This is a genomic window from Micromonospora inositola (assembly GCF_900090285.1).
GTDB classification, from domain to species: Bacteria; Actinomycetota; Actinomycetes; order Mycobacteriales; family Micromonosporaceae; genus Micromonospora; species Micromonospora inositola.
In genome coordinates this window covers 985,195-1,011,179 of record NZ_LT607754.1, presented here as the reverse complement: position 1 = coordinate 1,011,179, position 25,985 = coordinate 985,195, and the positions used below count along the sequence as shown (strand labels likewise).

Below are 25,985 nucleotides of genomic sequence, written 5' to 3'. Positions count from 1 at the left end.
CACCCCCGCCGTACGTCCGATACGGGTATGAGGAACCTTCGGCTCGCCGTCCCCGCCCTGGTCGTCTGCGCGGCGCTGAGCGCCTGCGGCGGCCAGGACGGTCCGGACGGCACCGCCACCCCGACGGGAGCAGCCCCGGTGACCAGCCAGCCGACTCCGGAACCGACCGCCAGCCCGAACGACCCGGGGAACCCGGTGGACCCGCTGCCCACCACGAAGGGCCCGACCGCCCCGCCGAGAGGTGGCCCGACGAAGCCGCCGCCGGCCGGCGACACCGTCCTCACCGGCACCATCCAGGCCGGCGTGGAACCGAACTGCCTGCTGCTCGACGGCAACCTGCTGGTCGGCGGCCCCCGCGACGTGCTGAAGCCCGGGGCCAAGGTCACCGTCACCGGCCGTTCCCAGCCGGGCATGATGACCACCTGCCAACAGGGCACCCCCTTCGTCGTGGCAGCCGCCCGCCCGGCCTGACCCCCGTCCTCCCGGCGGTGGCCGGGCCGAAACGGGAGGAGCCCCACCCCCGGGAACGGGGGCGGGGCTCCTTGGTTCAGCGGGCGGTCAGTTCACCGCGCCGATGGCCACCGAGCCACGGCCGACGACCGCGCCCTCGATGGTGGTGACGGCCAGGTCGCCGAAGAGCTCGCGACCGGCGGCCGGGGTGGCCAGGGCGGTCACCGTACCGGTGAGGGTGGCGGTGGCGCCGTTGGCCAGGGACAGCGGGGTGTTCGGGGCGGACAGCGAGCCCAGCGCCGCAGCCGAGAAGGAGTCCCGGTAGTCGTACGCGGTGCTGGTGCCCGGGCCGTCGACGGCGTACCCGTCGATCCGGACCCGGTAGGTGCCGGCGGCCGGGTTCTTCAGGGTCACCGCCTCCTCGGAGTCACCGTCGGCCGAGCGGCCGACCTCGGTGGCCCCGAGGAAGACGTACAGGTCCAGGTCGGCGCCGAGGTTGGCGGTGTTGCCGATCCGAGCGGTGAACGAGGTCGCCCCCGCCGGAACGTCCACCAGGTACTCCTGGACGGCGCCCTCGGCGATGGTCGGGCGCTCGGCGCGGACGCTGGAGAGCGGGCCACCCACGCCAGTGACCTGGACCGGGCCGAAGGTGTTGGTCAGGCCCCAGCTCACCTGGGTCGGCGTGCCGGCGGTGACCGACGGCAGCTCGACCACGGCCGGCTCGACCTTGACGCCCTGCACCCGAGCCTGGAGCTGGAACGGGTTGTCCAGCGCCGGCGAGGTCCGGCGGGCCTCCACCTCGATCTCCCAGACACCCGGGATCGGGTTCTGGTAGTCCCGCTCCTGGGGCTTGCAGACGGCGGCGTCGGAGAAGTTGGTGTAGCAGGCGGTGCTTGCGGTGCTCTCCACCGGCACGCCGTACGGGTTGAAGGCGACGAACCGGGTCTGCGAACCGGTCGCGATGCCGGAGAGGTTGACCTGGAGCGCGCCCGCGCCCTGCGGCACCGTCACGAAGTACGAGGTGAAGCCGTTCCGCTCGACCGAACCCTCGGTAGAGAAGGAGTACGCCGGGGCGGAGACCGCGGTCGAGGCGACCACGACGGTGGAGACCTCGAAGTCGACCACCGAGGTGGCCGGGTCGTCGATCGTCATGATCGCGCCGTGCGCCCCCGCGGTCAGCGGCTTCGCCTTGATCTTGGCGGTGACGGTCTTGTTCAGCGGCAGCCACACGACCTGCGGCGCGGTGAACGTGCCGTCATTGCCGCGGAACGCGACGTTGTGGGCGATGCCCTTGTTCGGGCCGCTGGTCCGGGTCAGCCTGACCTCGTAGGAGCGACCCTCCTTGACCTTCTGACCACCGCGATCGGCGGCGCAGCGGTTGTAGACGCCGACGCCCACGTTCGGGGTCGACTCGAACTCACCGGAGTCCTTGTTGTACTTCGTCAGGTTCTCCGACAGTTCGGTGCAGACCGGCGCCGCGGAGGTGTAGGTCCGGGTCTGCACGCCCTTGCTCAGCAGGCCCCACGCGCCGGGCACATTGAACATGCCGTAGCCCTGGCCGTACGTCGGGACGCCGGCGATCGGCTTGGCGGAGGTGTAGATGGCCCGGCGCAGCGCGGCCGGGGTGACGCCCTTGTCGGTCGCCTTGGCGGCCGACAGCAGCAGCGCGGCGGCGCCGGTGGCCTGCGGGGAGGCCATCGAGGTGCCGTTCAGCATCTGGTAGCCCGGGGGCAGCGGGTAGCCGGCCTCGGGGACCGGGTTGCCCGGCTGCCAGGTCGGCGCGGTGGAGATGGCCGAGCCGGGGGCGGAGATGTTCGGCTTGAAGCCGCCGTCCTCACGTGGGCCGCGCGAGGAGAAGTTGAACAGCGCGTTGTCCTTGCGGACCACCGAGCCGTAGTTGGCCAGCCAGGTGTCCTTGCTGATGTTCGCGGCGACGCTGACCACGTCGGCGGCGACGGAGGGGTCGCCGACGGTGTTCAGGCCCGGGCCGGAGTTGCCGGCCGAGATGAACATCTGCACGCCGTACGTGTTGATCAGGTCGTTGTAGAGGTTCGCGCGGGCGTTCGAGCCGTCGTTGAGCGCCGGCAGGCCGCCGATCGACATGTTGACCACGTCGACCTTGCGGTTGATCACCAGGTCGGCCATGCCGGTGGTGAGCGCCGCGGCGGTGCAGCCACCGCCCCAGGAGCAGGCCCGGGCGGAGACCAGCTTGGCGCCGGGGGCGGCGCCGTCGAAGGCGCTGTTGCCCAGCATGTCGTTGGCGGCGGTGATGCCGGCGACGTGCGTGCCGTGGGTCGCCTCGATGATGCCGATGTTCACGTAGTCGACGAGGCCGGGGCCGCCGACCGGAGTGGTGTCGACGTCCTCGCGGTACTCCACGACGAACGGGATCTGCTCGCGGACCGCGGTGGCCGGGTTGTCCGTGCCGAAGTGACCGACCTGGAACTTCTCCTTGTACGGCCGCATCACGTCGTCGTCGGTGAAGTCCTTGTTCTGGTTGACGTCCACCCGGATGTCATGGGTCACCGGGTTGTAGAGGATGCCCCACACGTCGGTGGTGTCGCCGTCGCGGTTGACGTCACCGGCCGGGTCGCTGGCGGCGGTGATGGACTCGCGGAAGGTGTTGAACTTGTACGTGCCGGCCGGCGCCGTCCAGGTGCCGAGGGAGTTGGTGAACGACGGGCCGGTCACCTCGGTGATCATCGCGCGCCAGGTGGCGTCCTCGAGCGGGTCCGTCGCGGTGACCCAGTCGACGATCTTGCGCTCGCCGGTGGTGGTCTTCTGCAGCGCCGGCTGGTCCAGGTCGATGCCGGAGTCCATGATGCCGATGGTGACGCCGCGGCCGTCCCACGCCGGGTGGGCGGCCTTGAAGGCCTCCGCGCCGGTCTCGTTGGTCGGCATGTACGGGTTGACCGCACCGGTGTCCCCACCGGGGCCGGCCAGCGTCTCGCCCTGCGCGGCGGTCTTCGCGCCGGCCGGGGCGGCCTCGGGGGCCGGGTCGGGGAGCTTGATGGTCTCGTCGAGGTCGACGGCGGAGACGCCGGGCAGCGTGGCGGCCTTGAGGACCTTCGCGGTGGGGACCTTGGCCAGCAGGTAGCCGACCTGGTCGTACCGCTCGCTGATGGAGGCGCCGAGGCCCTTCAGGCCGTCGGCGACCTTCTTGGCGGAGCCCTTCTTGGCGGCGATGATCAGGGTGACGGTCGGAGCGTGCTTCGCCTCCGCCTCGTCGAGGAGCTTGGCGTCGTGCGCGCCCAGCGTCTCGACGGCGGTCGGCTGCGAGGCGTCGGGGGTGGTGGCGGGGGCTGCGCTCGCGGTCGCGGCGCCACCCCCCACGGTCATCGCGCCGGCCGCGAGGACCGAGGCGAAGAGCGCGGCCGAGGTACGCCGGCTCCGGTTGCGGGGTTGACTCACGTTCTCTTCCTCCAGAGAACAGGGCCCTTCAGAGAGAAAAAGGGCACGCGTGATCGAAATCCTTCGGGGTGGCCGGCGTCGATGTCACTACTCCGAAGTAGGTTGTGACCACTCCGTGACGTGAGTCGGCCCTCACCGTCACGCCCGTCGTGTTAAACGTCGATGTCTGTTGACCGTTCGGCCGATGTGGACCGACCCTCGTCGACGGTCCCGACCAGCTCCGGGGCCTGCGGCTGCCGGGGTGCCAGCTCCACCTGCGCCGGGGTGGCCAACTCCTGGTCGGAGACGCCCAGCTCGGCGAGCTTGCGCGCGCTGACCAGCACCCGTGCCTCCAGCGACCCGACCGCCCGGTTGTACGCGGTCACCGCCCCGCCGAGCGACGCGCCGAGCTTGCCGACGTGGTCGCCCAGGGTGGACAGTCGCCCGTACAGCTCGCGGGCCAGGGAGTGCACCGCGACCGCGTTGCGCGCCAACGCCTCCTGCCGCCACGAGTAGGCCACCGTGCGCAGCAGCGCCACCAGGGTGGCCGGGGTCGCGAGCACCACGTTGCGGGCGAAGGCGTGCTCCAGCAGCGACGGGTCGCGCTGCAACGCGACGTCGAGGAACGGGTCGGCCGGCACGAAGAGCACCACGAACTCCGGCGTCGAGTCGAACGCCGCCCAGTAGGTCTTGGCAGCGAGCGCGTCCACGTGCGCCCGCAGGTGCCTCGCGTGCGCGTCCAGGTGGGTGTCCCGCCCCCGCTCGTCGCGCGCCTCCATCGCGGTCAGGTACGCGTCGAAGGGCGCCTTGGCGTCGACCACCACGCTGCGCCCGCCGTGCAGCCGCACCACCAGGTCGGGGCGTACCCCCTGGTGGTCGGTGGCGGCGGTGACCTGCTCGTCGAAGTCACAGTGCTCCAGCAGGCCGGCGGCCTCGACGATCCGGCGGAGCTGGTGCTCACCCCAGCGCCCCCGCACCTGCGGCGCGCGCAGCGCGGCGACCAGCTGCTTGGTCTCGGTGCGCAGCTCCCCGGAGACCATGCTCATCGCCCGGACCTGCTCGCGCAGCTCGGCGTACGCGTCGACCCGGTCGTGCTCCAGCTCGGCGACCCGCTGCTCGTACCGCCGGAGCGTGTCGTGCAGCGGGGCGACCGCCCGGGCGACGGCCTCCTGCGACTGGGCGGTGGCCTCGTAGCTGAGCGCCCGCATCGACTGCTCCAGCCGCCCCTCGCCCGCCCGAGTGGCCTCCAGCGTCGCCTCCAACCAGGCGATCTGGGTCGCCGCGCGGGACCGGGCGGCGAGCCAGCCGACGGCGCCGCCCGCGGCGAGGCAGAGCACCACCACGGCCAGCGTCGCGAAGTTCATGCCGAAGAGCTTGCCAAACGGATACGACGAGCGCCCGGTGGGTAGGTTCGAGGGCATGGAAGTTGCCCTGTGGGTGATCCTGGTCCTGATGCTCGGAGGTGCGTTCGTGTTCTGGCGATGGGGGAGCAGGTCCCGACGGGCCACCGAGCTGGCCGACGCCCGCGCGGAGGCGCAGCGCTGGTACGAGCGCCTCGGTGGCCAACTGATGAACCTGCACGGCGACGCGCCGGCGGTGCGTCAGGCGCTGGCCGACGCGGGTGAGCGGTACAACGCCGCCGGGTCCCAGCTGGAGCAGGCGAGGACCCCGCACCAGTTCGCGCTGGCCCGGGAGACCGCGTTGGAGGGGCTGGCCTACATCCGGGCCGCCCGCACCGCGATGGGCATCGACCCGGGCCCGGAGCTGCCACCGCTGGCCGCCGCCCGGGGCGCGGGCATGCTCACCAAGGAGCGCGAGGTCAACGTGCAGGGGCAGACCTACCGGGCCGGCCCGCAGCCGGGCAACCAGACGCCCTACTACTACCCGGGCGGCAACTGGCAGGGCCGTCCGGTGCCGGCGGGCTGGTACTCGACGCCGTGGTGGAAGACCGCGCTCGGCACCGGGGCCGGCGTGCTCGGCGGCATCCTGATCGCCGACGCGCTCTTCTCGCCGGCCTTCGCGGGCCCGGGCTACGGCTACGAGGCCGGCTACCAGGAGGGCTTGAACGACGGCCAGGACCAGGGCGGGGACTTCGGCGACCAGGGCGGCGGCGACCAGGGCGGCGGCGACCAGGGCGGCGGCGACTACGCCGGGGACTTCTCGGGCGGTGGCGGTGGCGGCGACTACGCCGGCGGCGGGGACTTCGGCGGCGACTTCGGTGGAGGCGACTTCGGCGGCGGGGACTTCGGCGGCGGCGGCGACTGGTGACCGCCCGCTGAACGCACGGAAAGGGCCCGGTCGAGGGCCGTCTCCGTGCGTTCCGGGTCAGCCGGTGTTGCGCATGCCGGCGGCGATGCCGTTGACCGTGGTCAGCAGCGCCCGCTCCAGCGCCGTACCGTCGTTGGGGGCGCGGCGGCCGCCCGGTGCGGTGGCCACCGCCCGGCCGGCGGCGCCGGAGTCGCGGTACTGCTGGAGCAGCGCCACCTGGAGATGGTGCAGCGGCTCCAGGTAGGTGTCCCGCACCGCCAGGGTGCGCTGGAGCACCGGCGAGTTCTCCAGCAGCGCCGGCGACGCGGTCACCGCCAGCACTTCCTGCTTGGTCAGCTCGTACTCCTGCTGGATCTTGTCGAAGATCGGGTGCAGCTTCTTCGGCACCAGGGTCTCGACGTACCGCCGAGCGATCGTCAGGTCGGTCTTGGTCAGCATCATCTCGACGTTCGACAGGAACGTGCGGAAGAAGTGCCAGTTGCGGTTCATCTCGGCGAGCACGTCCTCCAGCCCAGCCGCCCGCGCGGCGGCCAGGCCGGAACCGACGCCGTACCAGCCCGGCACGATCTGCCGGGTCTGCGTCCAGCCGAACACCCACGGGATGGCCCGCAGGCCGGCCAGCCCGGCCCCGGTGTTCGGCCGCTTCGCCGGTCGGGAGCCGATGTTCAGCGCGCCGAGCAGCTCGGTCGGGGTGGAGGCCCAGAAGTACGCCGGCAGGTCCGGCTCCTCGACCAGCGACCGGTACGACCGGAACGCCGCCTCCGAGACGACGTCCATCGTGGCGTCCCAGCGTTCCAACATCTCGGCCGGCTGCCGGGGCGCGGTGTGCAGCAGCGTCGCCTGGAGCACCGCGGCCACGGTCAGCTCCAGGTTCTCCCGGGCCAGCGCGGGCAGCGTGTACTTGTCGGAGATGACCTCGCCCTGCTCGGTCACCTTGATCGCGCCGTCCAGCGTGCCGTACGGCTGGGCCAGGATGGCGTCGTGCGTCGGCCCGCCACCGCGACCCACGGTGCCGCCGCGGCCGTGGAACAGCCGCAGGTGCACGCCGTGCCGGGCGGCCACGTCGCGCAGCGCGCGCTGGGCCCGGTGGATCGACCACTGGCTGGTGGTGATGCCCGCCTCCTTGTTCGAGTCGGAGTAGCCGAGCATCACCTCCTGCACGTCGCCCCGGGCCGCGACCAGGGCCCGGTACGCGGGCAGCGACAGCAGCTCGTCCAGCAGCTCGCCGCCGGCGTTCAGCTCGGCCGGGGTCTCCAGCAGCGGCACGAGGCCGATCCGGGCCCGGCCGGAGTGCACGTCGACCAGGCCGGCCTCGCGGGCCAGCACCACCGCGGCGAGCACGTCGTCCACGCCCAGGGTCATCGAGATGATGTACGACTCGATCACCTCGGAGCCGAACCGGTCCTGCGCCTCCCGGATCGCCCCGAACACGTCGAGCGTCTTCTGCGCGCCCTCGGTCAGCGGGGTGTCCAGGGTGGAGAGCGGCCGGCGGCCGGCCAGCTCGTCGGCGAGCAGCTTGGTCCGCTCCAGCCGGGTCAGCGACGGGTAGTCCGACACCTCGCCGACGGCCGCGTACAGCTGGGCGAGCACCGCGTGGTGCGCCTCGGCGTGTTCCCGGACGTCCATGGTCGCCAGGTGCAGGCCGAACGCGGAGACCGTACGGATGGTGGAGGCCAGCCGGCCGACGGCGGTGAGCTGCCCGGAGTTGCGGGCCAGCGAGGCGCGCAGCAGCTCCAGGTCGGCGATCAGCTCGGCGGAGCCGCGGTAGTCCCGCCCCGGCACGTGCGCGGTGCCGGCGCGCAGCCGCTCCCGGGTGTTGGCCAGCTTCGCCTTCACGCAGCGGGCCTTGAGCCGGTACGGCTCCTCGGCATTGACCCGGCGGAACCGGGGCGCCACCTCGGGCAGCGCGTCCAGGTCGGCGGCGAGGCTGGCGGAGAGGTCCAGCGACACCGCGCGCAGCCGGCGGGAGACGGAGACCTCGTTGATCAGGTGCTCCATCGCCGCCTCGGTGGCCGAGATCCCGTGCTCGTGCTGGATCCGCAGCACCTCCCGGGTGACCCCCGGGGTGACGAACGGGTTGCCGTCCCGGTCGCCGCCGATCCAGGTGCCGAAGGTCAGCGGGCGGGACGTCGGCGAGGTCTCCACGCCGAGGGTGCGCAGCGTGTCGGCGAGGTCGTCGAGGACCTGCGGGGCAGCCTCGGCGTACAGGTCCCGCAGGTAGTAGATGGCGTTGCGGGCCTCGTCGGTCGGGTCCGGCCGGTCCAGCCGCAGCTCGTCGGTCTGCCACATCAGGTCCAGCAGCTCGGCCAGACGCCGGTTGGCCGGCCCCTCGTCGCTGGCCCCGTAGAGGATCGCGTTGGCGGTCTCGGCGTCCAGCTCGTCGGCGATCGCCCGCAGCTTGGACAGGATCGAGCGGCGGGCCGCCTCGGTCGGGTGGGCGGTGAAGACGGGGCGTACCGCGAGCCGGCGGGCCGCGGCGGCGATCTCCTCGGCCGGCACTCCGCGCTCGGCGATCATCTTGGCGGCCTGGTCGAGCCAGCCGCCCTGGACCGCCCGGCGGCGCCGCAGGTCGCGGGCCCGGTGCACCTGCTCGGTGATGTTGGCCAGGTGGAAGTAGGTGGAGAAGGCCCGGGCCAGCTTGGTGCCGGTGGTGACGTCGAGGCCGCCGAGGCGCTGGGCGGCGGCCGGGGGGTCGGATCGGACCTGCGCTCGGATCTCCTCGACCAGGTCGAGCAGGGGGCGGCCCTCCTGCCGGGCGAGGGTCTGCCCGAGGAGGGTGCCGAGCCGGCGGATGTCGGCCCGCAGCGCTGCGTCCGGGCCGTCGTGGTCGTGCTGGTCGGTCACGGTGCGCTCCTTACGTGAGTACGAAGGACAGCGCTGTCCGACTCCCTGGATCGTATCTGCGCCGGCCCCGCCGCAAGGAGGGGGCCGGCGTGACGATCTGCACTCTGGGACGGGCGGGACGGCTCAGCCATCGGTGACCGGCTCGCCGGGTCCGGTCGGACGCGCACCGGCAGCGCGGCGGCCCCGCCGGTGGGTGTGGAAGATCGTGGCGGTGATCAGCCCGAGGATCCCGAGCAGCGCCCACACCACGAGGCCGGTCAGCGTCCAACCCATCGACCGGCGGTCGAAGTAGACCGCCGACTTGATCTGGTCGGTGGCCAGCCCGGTCACGTTCCACCGGTGCATGCCGCGCAGCCAGCCGGGCAGGAACTCCGGCGCGTAGATGCCGCCGGAGCCGGGGTTGCCGAGCACCACCAGCAGCAGGATGACGATGCCGGTGCCGAGCAGACCGAGCCAGGCCTGCACGGCGGAAGCGACCATGGCGGCGGCGAGGACGATCAGCGCGCCGACCGCGGCGACGGCCGGCACGTCGTGGTGCCAGACGTCGAGGACCGGGCCGACGAGCGTCGCGCCGACGACGCCGAGCACGATCGAGTAGACCGCCAGCGCGGCGACCCGCAGCCCGGCCCGGGCCAGGCTCACCGGCGCGGTGCCGGTCTTCAGGCCGAGCGCGGTGGAGGCCAGGTATCCGCCGAGGACGTAGCCGACCGCCAGGTAGAAGGGGACCAGCCCGCGCGGGTCGGTCCCCTCGACCGGCACCTCATCGGTGACCTGCAGCGGCAGGTTCGCCTGCCGGGCGGCCTGGGTGAACACCTGGGTGACCAGGTCGGCGGCGGCGGGCGCGGCGGCGCTGGCGGTGGTGAGGCGCAAGCCGTTCTCCGGGCCGGAGGTGAGCAACGCGTACACCTCGCGGGCGGTCAGTCCGTCGTCGGCGGCCCGCGGGTCGTCGTACCCGATCGGTTTGATCTTGTCGGTCCGGGCGCGCAGCGCTCCCATCACCGCCTGGGCGCGCTGGTCGCCGAGGACCACCCCGACCGGCACGTCGCGCGGGGTGGGCTGGTGCAGCGCCCCCACGTACGCGGCGATGAACGCGGTGGCCAGGGCGAGCGTGCCGACCAGCAGCGCCGCGGTACGCGGCAGCCAGTCCCGCACCGCGGGTTCCCGGTCCTCGTTCACGTCGCCAGCCTAGGGTGGCGGTTCGCCCGGGTTGTGAGGTTTCGCCGCCCCGCGCCCCGGCCGGTGCCAGGCTGGCACCATGGCGCGTGACGACCTGCCGGTCCCGGCCGAGGGCATCCTGCTCACCCACTTCGTGGTGGCCGCCGACGTGGCCCGGTCGGCGGCGTTCTACTCCGACGTCCTCGGCGGCACGGTGGTCCGGGAGGCCGATCCGGCGGTGGTCCGGCTCGCCAACGGCTGGGTGATCATCAACGTCGGGGGCGGGCCCACCGAGGACAAGCCGGACGTCATCCTGGAGACCCCGCCCGACCCGCACCGGACCAGCGCTTTCCTGAACATCCGGGTGGCCGACATCCGAGCCGTGCACGACGAGTGGAGCGCCCGCGGCGCGGTGTTCCTCACCCCGCCGCAGGACCGGGGCAGGGAGATCCGCTGCTACCTGCGCGACCCCGACGGGCATCTGATCGAGGTCGGCCAGACCGTCTGAAAAGGGCTTGGCCCGGTTCGGTAGCGTCCGATCATGGACCTGCCCGTCTATCCGCCCAAGCCCCGGCCCGGCGACCGGGTTGCCGTCGTGTCGCCTTCAGCCGGCCTGCCGGGCCTCTTCCCGCACGTCCACGAGCTTGGCCTGCGCCGGTTGCGCGAGGAGTTCGGCCTGGAGCCGGTGGAGTACCCGACCACCCGGGTGCTGGGCGCCGACCCGCGCGACCGGGCCCGGGACCTGACCGCCGCCTTCGCCGATCCGACGATCACCGCTGTGCTCGCGACCGTGGGCGGGGACGACCTGATCACGGTCACCCCGCACCTGGACGACGAGGTGCTGCGGGCCAACCCGAAGCCGTACTACGGCTACTCGGACAACACCAACGTGCTCAACCACCTGTACCGGCTGGGCATCGTGGCGTACCACGGCGGGTCGGTGCTGGTGCACCTCGGCCGCTCCGGGAAGCTCCACCCGCTCACCGCCGAGTCCCTGCGGGCCGCGCTCTTCACCTCCGGCTGGTACGACCTGGCCCCCGTCACCGAGTGGGGCGATGAGCCCCGTGACTGGCGGGACCCGTCAACCCTGGCGCACGAGCCGGTGATGTTCCCCGGGGAGGGTTGGCGCTGGCAGGGCCCTTCCACGGTGGTGGAGGGGCGTACCTGGGGCGGCAACCTGGAGATCCTGCACTGGCTGATGGCGACCGACCGGGTCCCGTCCGCCGCGGCGCTGGCCGGCTCGGTGCTGATCATCGAGACGTCGCAGGAGCTGCCGTCGGCCACCGAGGTGTTCCGCATCCTGCGCAACATGGGGGAGCGTGGGCTCCTGGCGGGCTTCCCGGCGGTGCTCGTCGGCCGGGCCAAGGCGTGGGACTTCGACAAGCCGCACACCCTCGGCGAGCGGCGGGCCTGGGCGGACGACCAGCGGGACGCGGTGACCCGGGCGCTGGCCGCGTACGCCCCCGACGCCATGGTGGTCTTCGACGTCGACCTGGGCCACACCGACCCGCAGTTGATCGTCCCGTACGGCGGGGAGATCCGGGTGGACGCGGTCGAACGGCGCATCTCGGTGCGGTACTGAGCCAGCTGCGGGACGTCGCGGTGTCCGGCGGCATCGGATGCCGCGACCTCCCGCAACCGGACCCGCTCCTGACCGGGCGGGTCAGGTGTCGATCGTGGCGAAGGCGCGGACCGGGAAGGTGCCCATGCCGGCCACCCTCGGTGGGGCGGCGGTGAACCGGAAGCCGGTTGGCGGCAGCGCGTCGAGGCCGGTCAGGTGCTCCACGACCGGCACGCCGGCGGCCAGCAGGGCACTGTGCGCCGGGCGCTCGCCCCGAGCCGCCGGGCTCATGTCGTCGATGTTGATCGAGTCGATGCCGACCAGGGCGGCGCCGGCGTCCACCAGCGCACGGGCGGCGTCCCCGGTCAGGTACGGGGCCGCGGGTCCGGCGTACCGGTCGGTGCCGAAGTGCGCGTCCCAGCCGGTGTGCAGCAGCACCGCCCGCCCGGCCACGTCGTACGGGGCCAGCAGCAGCCGGTCCACCGCGCGGGTGCCGGCCGGTACCCGCACCACCAGGCCGGGCAGGTCGGCGAGACGGTCCAGCGGGGTACCGGTGAGGTCGGCCCCGTCGGCCCAGCGGTGCGCGGGCGTGTCCAGGTAGGTGCCGGTGTTCGCGATCATGTCGATCCGGGCGACGTGGAACTCGGTGCCCGGGGCGTAGTTCGCCCGGGACGCCTCCCGGGTGAGCCAGTCGGTGATCCGCGGCGCGGGCCAGCCCGGCAGGGTGGTCATGCCGTCGCTGATCACGTGACTCAGCTCGACCAGCCGCCGCGCCGACGGGGTGTCAGTGGCGACGCCGTGGCCGCCCTTGTGCGGCTCTTCGATGATCGTCCTGCGGTCGATCCGCACCTCGGCGACCATCAGCAGCCCGAGGTGCCGGACGAAGAGCGCGGCCAACTCGTCGTCGGCGATGTCCCGGCCCGGAATGTCCAGCCGGAACCCCTCCGTCCGCAGTCCGCCACCGTTGGCGAAGGTGACCTCCGCGTCGAACTGCGCCCGATACTGCTCTGCCACCCGGCAAGCCGATCACGGGCCGGCACCGCGGTCAAGATCCGACCGGGCGGGCCGTCCGGCCGGGATCTGAGCAATTTTCTTCAAGAACGCGGGACCGCCGTGGCCCGAGGATGGAACGCGTCAGCCCGGACGGGCCGCCACGCCGGCGGCGATCGGAGCGGGGGGACGCGCGGACCTGTTCGGGGAGGTCCGACGCCCCCCGCCGGGCCTGTGCGGCCGCCCCCCGGCGTGCCACCCGGAGCCGTACGCCCCCTACGGCACCTCCACCTGCCGGTCCGATCAGTCGGCGAGGAGGCGGCGCAGCCGGGCCGGCGGGTGACCGACCTGGTTGCGTACCACCCGGGTCAGGTGGGCCTGGTCGGCGAAGCCGTACTCACTGGCCAGCGCCCCGAGCGGACGCCCGTCCGGCTCGGCGAGGCTGTCCAGCACCGCCCGGACCCGCAGCCGGTTCCGGTACGCGGTCAGGCTGCTCCCGGTCATCCGCTGGAACACCCGGCTGAGGTGGTGCGGCGAGGTGCCCACCTCCCGGGCGACCTCCTCCAGACCGAGGGTGAAGTCCGAGGTGGCCAGCACCTCCCGGGCCCGGTCGGCGAGGCGCCGGTGCGCGGCCAGGGTCGCCGGTCGCCGTCGCACGGCCCGCTCGATGTCGCCGCCGGCGTCCTCCCCGGCCAGCGGGCTGTGCTGGAGCAGCCGGCCCAGGAAGCGGTGCAGCCGCTCGGCCATCTCGAACCGGTCCAGGCCGCGCCGGCACTCGGCGACCAGCAGCCGGTGCGCCAGGTCCAGGGGCGCGTCGGAGGTGCCCGCCCAGCCGGCCCGGCCGAGCCAGCGCGCCGCGTCCGGCCGGTCCGTCAGCACCGCCTGGTCGATCTCCAGGCAGGTGTACGAGTCGCCGCAGCCGTACGGGTGGGCCACGGCCACCTCGTCACCGGGGCGGGTGATCAGGACGGAGGTGGCGTCGGAGACGCCGGTGCGGCCGTTGAGGCGGCGCTGGTAGGCGCCCGAGCGACCGAGGATGATCTTGTGCCGGTCCTCGGCGGCGGGCTCCGTCCAGCCGTGGTGCTCCACGATGCACTGGACCTGGTAGATCAGCATCCCGTCCGGGTGCCCCAGCACCCGCCACCGGGCCGGGGTGGTCTTGCGGCGCGGATCACTGCCGGTTCCCTCGGCGGGCATTCGTTTCCCCCAGGTGTTCCTCGACGGCACGGCGGCCGATCGTCCCCCCGGAGAGATAGTGTCGAATCTGCAAACCCCCCGTCCAGACCGGGCGCGGGGTGATCGTCGTGTGCCCATTCGCGGGAAGTGATCACTGATGCTCACCGGACTGTTCGCCGCCGCCCTGGCCGACCCGGGGTTGGCCCGGGCGCGTGACCTGGCGCGTTCCGGTGCCGCCCAGGTCGACGGCCTGGACCTCACCGCCCCGGCCGCGTTGCGCCCGTTCGCGGTCGCGGCCGTCGCCGCGGACGAGCCCGCGGGCGGCGCCGGCCGCCCGGTGCTGGCGGTGACCGCCACCAGCCGGGAGGCCGACGACCTCGCCGCCGCGCTGGGCAGCCTGCTCCCGCCGGAGCAGGTGGTGGTCTTCCCGTCCTGGGAGACACTGCCGCACGAGCGGCTCTCGCCCCGCTCCGACACCGTCGGGCGTCGGCTGGCCGTGCTGCGCCGGCTGGCCCACCCGGAGTCCGCGGACGCGCACGGGCGTACCGGGCCGCTGCGGGTGGTCGTGGCACCGGTCCGGTCGCTGCTGCAACCCCAGCTCAAGGGGCTCGGCGACCTGGAGCCGGTGCAGCTCGCCGCGGGCGACGAGGCGGATCTGGAGGAGGTTGCCCGCCGGCTCACCGACATGGCGTACGCCCGGGTCGACCTGGTCACCAAGCGGGGCGAGTTCGCCGTCCGCGGCGGCATCCTCGACGTCTTCCCGCCCACCGACGAGCACCCGTCCCGGGTCGAGTTCTGGGGCGACGAGGTGGAGGAGATCCGCACCTTCGCCGTCGCCGACCAGCGCACCATCGAGGGCGTGCCGCAGCTCTGGGCGCCGCCCTGCCGGGAACTGCTGCTCACCCCGGCGGTCCGGAAGCAGGCTGCCGCCCTCGCGCAGGAGCACCCGGAGCTGGCCGAGATCCTCGACAAGCTCGCCGAGGGCATCCCGGTGGAGGGGATGGAGTCGCTGGTCCCGGCGCTGCTCGGCAACGAGAGCCTGGAGCTGTTGCTGGACTGCATGCCGGCCGGCACCCATGTGCTGCTCTGCGACCCGGAGCGGATCCGCACCCGGGCACACGACCTGGTGCGTACCTCCGAGGAGTTCCTCCAGGCCAGCTGGGCCGCGGCCGCCGTCGGCGGCCAGGCCCCGGTCGACCTCGGCGCCGCCGCCTTCAAGACCCTGGCCGACGTACGCATGCGCGCCCGCGCCCTGCGCCAGCCCTGGTGGACCCTCGCGCCGTTCGGCCTGGTCGAGGCGGACGCCACCGCACCGGCGCGGCAGCCCTGGGAGGACGAGCCGACCGAGGTCGACGTCACCCCCGACGAAGCGATCGCGGTGACCCTGGCCGCCCAGCCCGCCCCGCTCTACCACGGCGAGACCGCCCGGGTGGTCGACGACCTGAAGCGGTGGGCCGGTGAGGGCTGGTCGATCGCGCTGGTCTTCGAGGGGCACGGCCCCGCCCAGCGGGCCGTCGAGGTGCTCCGCGACGCCGGCCTCGGCGCCCGGCTCACCGAGCAGGTGCCGACCGCGCCCGCCCCCGGCGAGCTGCTGGTCAGCTGCGGCTGCCTGACCGCCGGCTTCGTCGACGAGGCGTCCCGGTTCGTGCTGCTCACCGGCAACGACGTCACCGGCGGCCGGGGCACCTCCACCCGGGACATGCGCAAGATGCCGAGCCGGCGGCGCAACACCATCGACCCGCTGGAGCTCAAGGCCGGCGACCACGTGGTGCACGAGCAGCACGGCATCGGCCGGTACGTCGAGCTGGTGCAGCGCACGGTCAACGGCGCCTCCCGGGAATACCTGGTCATCGAGTACGCCGCGAGCAAGCGCGGCCAGCCCGGCGACCGGCTCTTCGTCCCCACCGACCAGCTCGACCAACTCTCCCGGTACGTCGGCGGCGAGCAGCCCACCCTGCACAAGATGGGCGGCTCGGACTGGCAGAAGTCCAAGGCCCGGGCCCGCAAGGCGGTCCGCGAGATCGCCGCCCAGCTGATCCAGCTCTACGCCGCCCGTAAGGCGTCCAAGGGGCACCAGTTCGGCCCGGACACCCCCTGGCAGCGGGAGCTGGAGGACGCCTTCCCCTGGCAGGAGACGCCGGACCAGCTCGCGGCCATCGAAGAGGTCAAGCGGGACATGGAGCAGACCGTCCCGATGGACCGGCTGATCTGCGGCGACGTCGGGTACGGCAAGACCGAGATCGCGGTCCGGGCGGCGTTCAAGGCGGTGCAGGACGGCAAGCAGGTGGCGGTCCTGGTGCCGACCACGCTGCTGGTGCAGCAGCACTACAACACCTTCGCCGAGCGGATGAGCCAGTTCCCGCTGACGATCAAGCAGCTCTCCCGGTTCCAGACGCCGAAGGAGACCGAGCAGACCCTGGCCATGGCCGCCGAGGGTAGCGCCGACATCGTCATCGGCACCCACCGGCTGCTCCAGTCGGCCACCCGGTTCAAGCAGCTCGGACTGGTCGTCGTCGACGAGGAGCAGCGCTTCGGCGTCGAGCACAAGGAGCACCTGAAGACCATGCGGGCCTCGGTCGACGTGCTGAGCATGTCGGCCACCCCGATCCCGCGGACGCTGGAGATGGCGATCACCGGCATCCGGGAGATGTCCACCATCGCCACCCCGCCGGAGGAGCGGCACCCGGTGCTGACGTTCGTCGGGGCGTACGACGACCGGCAGGTGGCCGCCTCGATCCACCGGGAGCTGCTCCGCGACGGGCAGGTGTTCTACCTGCACAACCGGGTCGAGTCGATCGACAAGGCGGCCCGCCGGCTCCGGGAGCTGGTGCCCGAGGCGCGGGTCGCGGTGGCGCACGGCCAGATGGGCGAGGAGGCCCTGGAGAAGGTGATGGTCGGCTTCTGGGAGAAGGAGTTCGACGTGCTGGTCTGCACCACGATCGTGGAGTCCGGCATCGACATCCCGAACGCCAACACCCTGATCGTGGAGCGCGCCGACCTGCTCGGTCTGGCCCAGCTGCACCAGATCCGCGGCCGGGTCGGCCGGGGCCGGGAGCGGGCGTACGCATACTTCCTCTACCCGCCGGAGAAGCCGCTCACCGAGCACGCGCACGAGCGCCTGGCCACCATCGCCCAGCACACCGAGCTGGGCGCCGGCATGTACGTGGCGATGAAGGACCTGGAGATCCGGGGCGCGGGCAACCTGCTCGGCGGCGAGCAGTCCGGCCACATCGAGGGCGTCGGTTTCGACCTGTACGTCCGGATGGTCGGGGAGGCGGTCTCCGCGTTCAAGGGTGAGCAGCCCGAGGAGGAGACCGACGTCAAGATCGACCTCCCGATCGACGCCCACCTGCCGCACGACTACGTCGGGGTGGAGCGGCTGCGCCTGGAGATGTACCGCAAGCTCGCCGAGGCGCGCGACGAGGAGCGGCTGCGCGAGGTGGTCGCGGAGATGACCGACCGGTACGGCGAGCCGCCCGCCCCGGTGCAGAACCTGGTCGCGGTGGCCCGGTTCCGGCTGTTGGCGCGCCGGTACGGGCTCACCGACGTCTCGATGCAGGGCAAGCACCTCCGGTTCGGCCCGCTGCCGCTGCCCGACTCGAAGCAGTTGCGGCTCAAGCGCTACCACCCGGACTCGGTCTACAAGCAGGCCACCGACCAGGTCAGCGTGCCCCGGCCGAGCACCCGGCGGGTGGGCGGCGAGCCGCTGCGCGACCAGGCGCTCCTGGAGTGGTGCGCCCAACTCCTCTCCGACGTGCTGGGGGAGCCGGCCATGGCGGGAGTCCGGTGAGCGCGCGCAGGTGGGCGGCGTCACAGCGGCGTACGGGGCGTGAGAGAGTGGCCGTCATGCGTGCTCGCCGTCTCACCGCCGCCGCCAGCGTCGCGGCCCTCGCTCTCCTCTGCCTCGCCGCCTGCGGACGGTCCGCGCCGGACGTCGCGGCGTACGTGGGTGACAAGACCTACTCGGTCGACCGGGTGGACGCCATCCACGACGAGGCCCAGGCGGCGTACGAGGATTCGGTGAAGGCCTCCGCCGCGCAGCAGGGGGCGACCCCGTCGCCGGAGCAGCTGAAGCTGAACGTGGACCGGCAGGACATCCTCAACCTGCTGGTCGGCATCGACCTGGGCAAGCGGATCGCCGAGGAGCAGAAGGTCGAGGTGCAGGACCAGCTCAGCGCCGAGCAGATCGGCAAGGAGCTGGGCGTGCCGAACACCGAGTACGCGAAGCTCGCCGCCGAGTGGTACGACCTCTACCTGGGCCTGCAGGCGGGGCTGCCGCCGGCCGAGCTGACCGACGACTCGCGCGGCGATCTCTACGACGCGCTGGTCAAGGCCGGCGTGGCCCCGGCCGGTTGGTCCGCCGACGAGCAGCGCAAGCAGTTCGAGCAGGCCCCGTTCACCCGCCAGGTCTCCGCGGTGAGCGCGGCGCTCCAGGACGAGGTGAAGAAGCTCGACGTCACGGTGAATCCGCGCTTCCCGGCGCTGGAGATCCCGGCGCTGCTGCAGACCCAGAGCGGTTTCCGCCAGTACGACCTGCCGTACGTCGACGGCAACGGCCAGGTGACCGACGTCTCCACCCCGGGGCCGGTGGCCACCGAGGCGACCGGCCAGGCCGCCTCCTGAGCATGTCCGCGCGGATCGTCCTGCTGGTCACCTCGCCCCGGCTGCCGGCCGGCCTGCTGACCGCGGCCGCCTGGGACGTGGTCCGCTCCGGGCCGGTGCTGGCGGGCGTGGAGAGCCCGTTGACGGCGGCGGTGCGGTCGGCGGGCGCCGAGGTGACCGTGGTCGAGGGCGGCGCCACCCAGGCATTGCTGGACGCGGTCGCCGCCCACGGCACAGCGGTGTGGCTGGCCGGCCCGGCCGGCGACGAGGCGCTGGCCCGGGAGCTGGGGTTGCGGCTGGCCCGCGAGCCCGGCCTGGCCGAGCTGGAGCTGATGTACGGCTCGTGGGATCCGCCGGGCGCCCGGCTGCTGGACGCGGTCGAGGTGATGGACCGGCTGGCCTCGCCGGGCGGCGACCCGTGGAAGCGGGCGCAGACCCACCGCAGCCTCGCCGGCTTCCTGCTCGAGGAGTGTTACGAGGCGTACGACGCGATCAGCGCCGACGACACCGACGCCCTCCGCGAGGAGCTGGGCGACGTGCTGCTCCAGGTGTTGCTGCACGCCCGGCTCGCCGAGGACCTGCCCGAGGGCGAGCGGTGGAACGTCGACGACGTGGCCGGCGGGCTGGTCGACAAGATGGTCCGTCGCAACCCGCACGTCTTCTCCGGCGCCGAGACGGGCTCGCTGGAGGAGATTGAGGCGAACTGGGAGCGGATCAAGCGCGCCGAGAAGGCCCGCGAGTCGGTGCTGGACGGCATCGCGCTGAGCCAGCCCGCCCTCGCCCTGGCCGCCAAGATCCTCGACCGCGCCGCCCGCGTCGGCCTCGCCGTCCCGCCCCCACTGGCCGACACCCAGGTCGGCCCCGAGGCCAGACTGGGCGCCAGCCTCCTGGCCACGGTCGCCGCCGCGAGGGAGGCAGGAATCGACCCCGAGGCCGCCCTCCGCCGCACCACCCTCGCCTACGCGGACGCCGTCCGCACCGCCGAACGCGCCGCCCGCAGCAACCCGTCGAGTTGACCATGAAGTTGTCGTCGTCCGGCACGGCGGGTCGTGACAACAACTTCATGATCACCCGAGGGGCGGCCGCCGTCCGGGGCGGTCGGTAGGGTCGGGTAATGGAGTCGTTCGTGCCGCTCGCCGAGCGGATCGTGGAGGCGTTGCTGGAGAGCCGGCCCGGGCTGGCCACGTTGGCCGGGGACCACCGGTACGACGACCGGCTGCCGGACCTCTCCGCGGACGCGGTCGCGGCGGACCAGGGGATGCTCAAGGAGGCCGCCGACGCGCTCTCCGAGATCGACCCGGACTCGCTCGACCTCGAGGAGGGCGTCGACCACGCGCTGCTGAGCAGCCTCGTCGACCGGGCGCTGTTCGAGTCGACGGAGATCCGCGCGCACGAGTGGGACCCGCTGAGCCACAACCCCGGTCCCCTGCTGCACGCGCTGCTCGCCCGCCCCTACGCGCCCGTCGACGAGCGGCTGTCCCACCTGGCCGGGCGGCTGTCGGCCGTACCGGACGCCCTGGCGACCGCACGCGCGACGCTGCGGGACATGCCGCGGATCCACGCCGAGACTGCGGTCGGGCAGTTCGCCGGCACGGCGGCGCTGATCCGCGACGAGGTGCCCCGGTTGCTGGCCGAGGCGCCCGGGCTGTATGGCCGGGTCGAGCCCGCCGCGACCGACGCGATCGCCGCGCTGGAGGAGTTCGTGGCCTGGCTGCGGATCGGCCTGGCCGCCGATGCCGGGCCGGGGCGCGACCCGCGGCTGGGCCGGCGCCGGTGGGAGGCGCGGCTCTGGCACACCCTCGACACCGAGTTGGGCGCCGCCGAGGTGCGGCGCCGGGCCTGGGCCAACCTGGAGCGGGTCACCGCGGAGATCCGCGAGGCGGCCGTCGAGCTGGTCGGCGGTCCGGCCGACGACGAGACGGTACGCCGCGCGCTGGACCTGCTCGCCGCCGAGCACCCGGACGACCAGTCCATCGTGGACCTCGCCTCGGTCACCCTGGACGAGGCGAGCGACTTCGTCCGCGCCCACGACCTGATCACCCTGGTCGACGACCCGTGCGTGATCCAGGAGATGCCGGAGTTCGCCCGGGGCGTCGCGGTGGCGTACTGCGACTCGCCGGGCCCGCTGGAGACGGCCGACCTGCCGACCTTCTACTGCATCGCCCCGACCCCGGTGGACTGGTCGGCGCACCGGGTCGAGTCGTTCTACCGGGAGTACAACGACCACATGATCCGCAACCTGACCGTGCACGAGGCGATGCCCGGTCACTTCCTCCAGCTCGCCCACGCCCGCCGGTACGCCGGCCCCACCCGGGTCCGCGCGCTGACCGAGTCCGGCGTGTTCGTCGAGGGCTGGGCGGTCTACACCGAGGAGCTGATGGCCGGCCTCGGCTTCGGCGGCCTGCCGGTGCGGTTGCAGCAGCTCAAGATGCAGCTGCGGATGACCATCAACGCGCTGCTCGACCAGCTCGTGCACTGCGAGGACCTGCCCGAGTCGGAGGCGATGGCGCTGATGACCGGGCGCGGCTTCCAGGAGGAGGGCGAGGCGGCCGGCAAGTGGCGCCGGGCGCTGCTCACCTCGACCCAGCTCTCCACCTACTTCGTCGGCTACAGCGAGATGGCCGACATCGCCCGGTCCCGGCCGGACGGGGTGCCCGTGCGCGAGTGGCACGACGCGATGCTGGCGCACGACTGCCCGCCGCCCCGGCACCTGCGCACCCTGCTGGGCGTCTGACCCCCGACGGTCAGCGTCCGGCCGCGACGGCGTCGATCAGCCAGCGGGAGATGGAGTACGCCGGGGGCAGCTCCGCCGGCAGCGCGTCCAGCGGGAACCAGCGCGCCTCGGTGAGCTCCTTCGCGTCCACCACCGGCTCGGCGGCGGGATCGGCGACGGTGGCGGTGAAGCCGACCAGCAACGTACCCGGCCCGGACATCGCCCAGGGCTGGCTGCCGAAGTAGGTCGGCTCGGCGATCGCCAGGCCCACCTCCTCGCCGACCTCCCGGTGGGCGGCCGCCTCCAACGACTCGCCCGCCTCGACGAAGCCGGCGACCAGCGCCCACAGCTCGGTCGGGCCGTACGCGTGGCGGACCAGCAGCAGCTCGGCGGGGCCGCCGGCCCGGCCGGGGCGGGTGATCGCGACCAGCACCGCGGCGGAGAGCGGCATCGGTACGTACAGGTCGCAGCCGGGGCAGCGCCGCGCGGTCTCGCCGGGCACGTCGGCCAGCTCGGCCCGGCAGGCGCCGCACCACCGGTGGGTACGCCGCCAGGTCACCACGGCCAGCGCCCGCCCGGCCAGCGTGGCCAGCGGCTCGGGCAGCTCGGCGGCGATCCCCCGCCAGCCCCGCCAGCGCCCGGGCAGCTCCGCCTCGTCGGTCAGCTCGGCCGCCCAGGCCGGTACGCCGTCCAGCGTCCCCACCGGCACCCAGTCGTGGACGGCCGGCAGGTCGCCGACCCTGGGGAAGAGCCCGTCCGGGCCGGTCAGCAGCCGGCGCCCGGCGACCGGCAGCGCGATGTCGGCGGGCGTGGGTGGGGAGCTGCCGTCCGCGCCGGGCACGAAGCCGGTCACGACGTCGTCGAGCGGCGGCGGTCCACCACGCCCGCGCCGGCCGGCACGTCGAAGGCGGTCGGGTCGACCGTCTCGGTGTAGCCGGTCAGCGCCACCTCCGCCGGCTTGCCGTCGAGGGTGCCGGTGAAGCTGCCCAGCACCCCCTCGGTGGTGACGCAGGCGGTGAACCGGTCGCCGGACCGGGTGACGTCGACGCAGGTGGCGTGGTGTCCGGAGAGCGTGGTGTCGCTCTGCCCGATGGTCGCCTCCGGGTCGAGGGCGGCCTCGGTGAGCAGTCTGATCACGGCCGGCGGGGTGACCAGGCCGAGCTTGCCGGCCTCCGCGTAGACGGCGACCGACGGCTTGCCGGCGGTCAGCACCGGGGACAGCACGGTGCACGAGGTGCGGCCGGCCGTCGTCGCGCACCGGGTGAGCGCCTCCTGGGTCACCGTGATCTTGCCGGCCGGCCAGGTGTACGCCGACCGGAGCGGATCCGCCGTCTGGGCGATCGAGGCGGTCTTCCCGCCGGGAAGCTGGTAGTCGGCGGCCCAGGTCTGCTCCAGCGCCCGGTCCATCCGGGCGGCCAGGTCGTTGACCAGGTCGGCCCGGCCGAGGGCCTGTCCGGCGTCGTCGAGCGCCTGACACCCGGTAACCGTCAGCGACGCGATGACCGAGGTGGCGAGCACGCGGAGGGTGGTCGAGGCGGCGGGCATGGCGCCCAGCCTTGTCGATCGGGGCGACCTCTCGCAAACTCGTTGCCGGTTGACGCCCGAGAATCCGGGAATGTCCGTCGTGGCGGGGTGGCCGGCGTCGCTCGGGCCCGTCCGGGCGCGCCGGGCCACGACGTGCGCTCGACCGTCGCCCGATACGCTGCGTTCAACACCTGCCTCAGCCGCACCGTCGCGGCCCATACCGGACCGGAACACACAAACGAGGAGCGACTCAGTGGCAACCATCGAGGGAATCGTCGCCCGGGAGATTCTGGACTCGCGGGGCAACCCGACGGTCGAGGTCGAGGTCGGGCTCGACGACGGCACGATCGCTCGCGCCGCCGTACCCTCCGGCGCCTCCACCGGCGCCTTCGAGGCGATCGAGCTGCGCGACGGTGACGCGGACCGCTACCAGGGCAAGGGCGTCGAGAAGGCCGTCTCGAACATCGAGGACAAGATCGTCGACCAGCTCATCGGGTACGAGGCCAGCGAGCAGCGGCTGATCGACCAGAAGATGCTCGACCTCGACGGCACGGACAACAAGGCCGAGCTGGGCGCCAACGCCATCCTCGGCGTCTCGCTGGCGATCGCGAAGGCCGCCGCGGGCAGCGCCGAGCTGAGCCTGTTCCGCTACCTGGGCGGCCCGAACGCGCACCTGCTGCCGGTGCCGATGATGAACATCCTCAACGGCGGCGCGCACGCCGACTCGAACGTCGACGTCCAGGAGTTCATGATCGCGCCGATCGGCGCGCCCACCTTCCGCGACGCGCTGCGCTCCGGCGCCGAGGTCTACCACGCGCTGAAGTCGGTGCTGAAGAAGAAGGACCTGTCGACCGGCCTCGGCGACGAGGGCGGCTTCGCCCCGAACCTGCCCACCAACGCCGCCGCGCTGGACCTGATCGCCGAGGCGGTGGAGAAGGCCGGCTACCGGCTCGGCACCGACATCGTCTTCGCCCTGGACGTGGCCGCCACCGAGTTCTTCGACAACGGCACGTACACCTTCGAGGGCAGCGCGAAGACCGCCGAGGAGATGAGCAACTACTACACCAAGCTCATCGGCGACTACCCGATCGTCTCCATCGAGGACCCGCTGTCCGAGGACGACTGGAGCGGCTGGGCCACCCTGACCGCGGCGGTCGGCGACCGGATCCAGATCGTCGGCGACGACCTCTTCGTCACCAACCCGCAGCGGATCGCCCGCGGCATCACCGAGAAGGCCGCCAACGCGGTGCTGGTGAAGGTCAACCAGATCGGTTCGCTGACCGAGACCCTGGACGCGGTGGACCTGGCCCACCGGGCCGGCTTCAAGTGCATGATGAGCCACCGGTCCGGCGAGACCGAGGACACCACCATCGCCGACCTGGCGGTGGCCACCGGCTGCGGCCAGATCAAGACCGGCGCGCCGGCCCGCTCCGACCGGGTCGCCAAGTACAACCAGCTCCTGCGCATCGAGGAGGAGCTGGCCGACGCGGCGCGGTACGCCGGTGCGGGTGCTTTCCCGCGTTACCGTTCGGCCTGAGCGCGTAGCTCCGGGGGAGGGGTGTGACGATGCAGCAGCGCCGCACACCGGGTGGTCAGCGGCCCGCCCGTCGGCCGGGTCAGGCCGGCCGGACGGGCGCGCCCCGGGCCCGGTCGTCGGTCCGCGAGGGTGGCGTCCGCGCCGAGCCGCGCGGCGCCGCCGGCCGGTCGCCCGGCACGGCCCGCGGCGCGGACGGCGTACGCTCCGCGAGCCGGCCCGCCGCCGCCCGGCGGACGGCCGCCGGCGGCAGCGTCAAGCGGCTCTCCGCACCCCACCCCCGGCGCTTCACCGGGCGGGCCACCGTGCTCTTCGCGGTGTTGATCGCGCTCGCCCTGGCGTACACCTATCCGGTCCGGGTGTACCTGGACCAGCAGGCCGACATCGAGCGGATGGAGGCGTCCCAGGCCGATCAGCGCCGGCTGATCGAGGACCTCTCCGCCGAGGCGGCCAAGTGGCAGGACCCGGCGTACATCGAGACGCAGGCCCGGGAGCGGTTCTTCATGGGCAAGCCGGGGGAGACGCTGCTGGTGGTGCTCTCCGACCCGGAGGGCGCCGCCAAGGACGCCGGCAAGGGCGCGAAGCCGGGGCCGCCGAAGGCGCCGGATCCCTGGTACGACACGCTGTGGTCGAGCGTGCAGGCGGCCAACGCCGAGCGCCCCGACAAGTGAGCGCCACCCGAGCGCCGAACGAGAGATGGGCACCGTGACCGTCGTACCACCGCAGGACCCGGCGGCGGGTTCCGTACCCCCGCCGGAGCGGCAACCGGCCACCGAGGCCGACCTGGCCGCGGTGGCCGCGCAGCTCGGACGCCCGCCCCGGGGCACCCGCGCGGTGGCCCACCGCTGCCCCTGCGGCCTGCCCGACGTGGTGGAGACGACGCCCCGGCTGGCCGACGGCACGCCCTTCCCGACGCTGTTCTACCTGACCTGCCCCCGGGCGACGGCGGCGTGCAGCCGGCTGGAGTCGGCCGGGCTGATGAAGGAGATGGCCGACCGGCTGGCCACCGACCCGGAGCTGGCCGCCCGCTACCGGGCGGCGCACGAGGACTACCTGACCCGCCGGGAGGCGATCGGCGAGGTGCCGGAGATCACCGGCATCTCGGCCGGCGGCATGCCCGGCCGGGTGAAGTGCCTGCACGTGCACCTGGGGCACGCGCTCGGCGCCGGGCCGGGGGTCAACCCGTTCGGGGACGAGACCCTCGCCCTGGTGGAGAAGTGGTGGACCGCCGGTCCGTGCGTGGACGTCCCGGCGGAAGAGTGAGCGGGGCCGAGATCGTCGTCCGCCGGGCCCGGACGGGTGACGTACGCGGGATCCGGCGGCTGGTCGACACCTACACCGATGACCGGCGGCTGCTCAGCAAGGCCACCGTCACCCTCTACGAGGACGTGCAGGAGTTCCGGGTCGCGGTGGTGCCCGACGGCACCGTGGTCGGCTGCGGCGCGCTGCACGTGATGTGGGAGGACCTGGCCGAGATCCGCACCGTCGCGGTGGACCCGGCCTGTCGGGGCCGCAGGCTCGGCCACCGGATCGTCGGCGAGCTGATCGACGCGGCCCGGGAGCTGGGCGTGGCCCGGATCTTCGTGCTCACGTTCGAGACGCGATTCTTCGGCTCGTTCGGCTTTCGGGCGATCGACGGCGCGCCGGTGCCCCACCCGGTCTACGAGCAGCTGCTGCGCTCGTACGACGAGGGTGTCGCCGAGTTCCTCGACCTGGAACGGGTCAAGCCGAACACGCTCGGCAACACCCGAATGCTGCTGCGCCTGTGACGGGCGGCT

At 73.3% G+C, this 25,985-nt stretch carries 20 protein-coding genes; 12 read left to right on the top strand and 8 right to left on the bottom strand.

What is annotated here, in order from left to right:
* Positions 1–27 precede the first annotated feature (27 nt).
* The gene (locus GA0070613_RS04720; RefSeq protein WP_089011167.1) at positions 28–471 is read left to right on the top strand and encodes a hypothetical protein; all 444 of its coding nucleotides are present in this window, start codon (positions 28–30) and stop codon (positions 469–471) included.
* 87 nt (positions 472–558) lie between these two features.
* Here GA0070613_RS04720 and GA0070613_RS04715 read toward each other — a convergent pair whose 3' ends face one another.
* Together GA0070613_RS04715 and GA0070613_RS04710 are read right to left on the bottom strand one after the other, a co-directional pair.
* Positions 559–3,861, bottom strand: a complete 3,303-nt coding sequence (locus tag GA0070613_RS04715) for a S8 family serine peptidase (protein ID WP_089011166.1) — start codon at positions 3,859–3,861, stop codon at positions 559–561.
* A gap of 152 nt (positions 3,862–4,013) precedes the next feature.
* Positions 4,014–5,204 carry a DNA recombination protein RmuC gene (locus GA0070613_RS04710; protein WP_089015755.1) on the bottom strand — a complete coding sequence of 397 codons (1,191 nt, stop codon included), beginning with the start codon at positions 5,202–5,204 and terminating at the stop codon, positions 4,014–4,016.
* A gap of 55 nt (positions 5,205–5,259) precedes the next feature.
* Here GA0070613_RS04710 and GA0070613_RS04705 point away from each other — a divergent pair, with 55 nt between their 5' ends.
* A complete protein-coding gene (locus GA0070613_RS04705; protein WP_089011165.1) occupies positions 5,260–6,108 on the top strand; it encodes a hypothetical protein in 849 nt (282 codons plus the stop codon).
* A gap of 57 nt (positions 6,109–6,165) precedes the next feature.
* On the opposite strand, the gene ppc is transcribed toward GA0070613_RS04705, so the two are convergent.
* On the bottom strand, positions 6,166–8,952 hold the full coding sequence (ppc, locus tag GA0070613_RS04700) for a phosphoenolpyruvate carboxylase (RefSeq protein ID WP_089011164.1): 2,787 nt from the start codon (positions 8,950–8,952) through the stop codon (positions 6,166–6,168).
* A gap of 123 nt (positions 8,953–9,075) precedes the next feature.
* A complete protein-coding gene (locus GA0070613_RS04695) occupies positions 9,076–10,128 on the bottom strand; it encodes an ABC-2 transporter permease (protein ID WP_089011163.1) in 1,053 nt (350 codons plus the stop codon).
* Positions 10,129–10,207: 79 nt separating this feature from the next.
* On the opposite strand from GA0070613_RS04695, the gene GA0070613_RS04690 reads away from it, so the two are divergent.
* Both GA0070613_RS04690 and GA0070613_RS04685 read left to right on the top strand, forming a co-directional pair.
* On the top strand, positions 10,208–10,615 hold the full coding sequence (locus GA0070613_RS04690; RefSeq protein WP_089011162.1) for a VOC family protein: 408 nt from the start codon (positions 10,208–10,210) through the stop codon (positions 10,613–10,615).
* Between the two features lie 33 nt (positions 10,616–10,648).
* Positions 10,649–11,689, top strand: coding sequence for a S66 family peptidase (locus GA0070613_RS04685; protein ID WP_089011161.1), 1,041 nt, complete (start codon positions 10,649–10,651; stop codon positions 11,687–11,689).
* A gap of 81 nt (positions 11,690–11,770) precedes the next feature.
* Here the strand turns inward: GA0070613_RS04685 and GA0070613_RS04680 are convergent, their stop codons facing one another.
* Both GA0070613_RS04680 and GA0070613_RS33210 read right to left on the bottom strand, forming a co-directional pair.
* The gene (locus GA0070613_RS04680; RefSeq protein WP_089011160.1) at positions 11,771–12,682 is read right to left on the bottom strand and encodes a cyclase family protein; all 912 of its coding nucleotides are present in this window, start codon (positions 12,680–12,682) and stop codon (positions 11,771–11,773) included.
* 279 nt (positions 12,683–12,961) lie between these two features.
* Entirely contained in the window at positions 12,962–13,855 is an 894-nt protein-coding gene (locus GA0070613_RS33210) for a helix-turn-helix domain-containing protein (RefSeq protein ID WP_157746272.1), read from the bottom strand.
* Between the two features lie 136 nt (positions 13,856–13,991).
* Here GA0070613_RS33210 and mfd point away from each other — a divergent pair, with 136 nt between their 5' ends.
* The 4 genes from mfd to GA0070613_RS04655 all read left to right on the top strand — a co-directional run bounded on the left by mfd (position 13,992) and on the right by GA0070613_RS04655 (position 21,170).
* Positions 13,992–17,624, top strand: coding sequence for a transcription-repair coupling factor (gene mfd / locus GA0070613_RS04670; RefSeq protein ID WP_089011158.1), 3,633 nt, complete (start codon positions 13,992–13,994; stop codon positions 17,622–17,624).
* A gap of 56 nt (positions 17,625–17,680) precedes the next feature.
* A complete protein-coding gene (locus GA0070613_RS04665; RefSeq protein WP_089015754.1) occupies positions 17,681–18,457 on the top strand; it encodes a hypothetical protein in 777 nt (258 codons plus the stop codon).
* 2 nt (positions 18,458–18,459) lie between these two features.
* On the top strand, positions 18,460–19,452 hold the full coding sequence (locus GA0070613_RS04660; RefSeq protein ID WP_089011157.1) for a nucleoside triphosphate pyrophosphohydrolase: 993 nt from the start codon (positions 18,460–18,462) through the stop codon (positions 19,450–19,452).
* A gap of 98 nt (positions 19,453–19,550) precedes the next feature.
* Positions 19,551–21,170 carry a DUF885 domain-containing protein gene (locus GA0070613_RS04655; protein ID WP_089011156.1) on the top strand — a complete coding sequence of 540 codons (1,620 nt, stop codon included), beginning with the start codon at positions 19,551–19,553 and terminating at the stop codon, positions 21,168–21,170.
* Between the two features lie 10 nt (positions 21,171–21,180).
* On the opposite strand, the gene GA0070613_RS04650 is transcribed toward GA0070613_RS04655, so the two are convergent.
* Positions 21,181–22,002 carry an NAD(+) diphosphatase gene (locus tag GA0070613_RS04650; protein WP_089011155.1) on the bottom strand — a complete coding sequence of 274 codons (822 nt, stop codon included), beginning with the start codon at positions 22,000–22,002 and terminating at the stop codon, positions 21,181–21,183.
* On the bottom strand, positions 21,999–22,694 hold the full coding sequence (locus tag GA0070613_RS04645) for a hypothetical protein (RefSeq protein WP_089011154.1): 696 nt from the start codon (positions 22,692–22,694) through the stop codon (positions 21,999–22,001). The genes GA0070613_RS04650 and GA0070613_RS04645 overlap by 4 nt, the downstream gene beginning before the upstream one ends.
* A 232-nt stretch (positions 22,695–22,926) precedes the next feature.
* Here GA0070613_RS04645 and eno point away from each other — a divergent pair, with 232 nt between their 5' ends.
* The 4 genes from eno to GA0070613_RS04625 are packed head-to-tail and all read left to right on the top strand — an operon-like array spanning position 22,927 to position 25,976.
* Positions 22,927–24,210, top strand: coding sequence for a phosphopyruvate hydratase (gene eno, locus GA0070613_RS04640; RefSeq protein ID WP_089011153.1), 1,284 nt, complete (start codon positions 22,927–22,929; stop codon positions 24,208–24,210).
* 29 nt (positions 24,211–24,239) lie between these two features.
* Positions 24,240–24,878, top strand: a complete 639-nt coding sequence (locus GA0070613_RS04635) for an FtsB family cell division protein (RefSeq protein ID WP_089015753.1) — start codon at positions 24,240–24,242, stop codon at positions 24,876–24,878.
* A gap of 34 nt (positions 24,879–24,912) precedes the next feature.
* Entirely contained in the window at positions 24,913–25,470 is a 558-nt protein-coding gene (locus GA0070613_RS04630; protein ID WP_089015752.1) for a DUF501 domain-containing protein, read from the top strand.
* On the top strand, positions 25,467–25,976 hold the full coding sequence (locus tag GA0070613_RS04625) for an amino-acid N-acetyltransferase (RefSeq protein ID WP_089011152.1): 510 nt from the start codon (positions 25,467–25,469) through the stop codon (positions 25,974–25,976). Before GA0070613_RS04630 ends, GA0070613_RS04625 begins: the two co-directional genes overlap by 4 nt.
* The last annotated feature ends 9 nt before the right edge of the window (positions 25,977–25,985 follow it).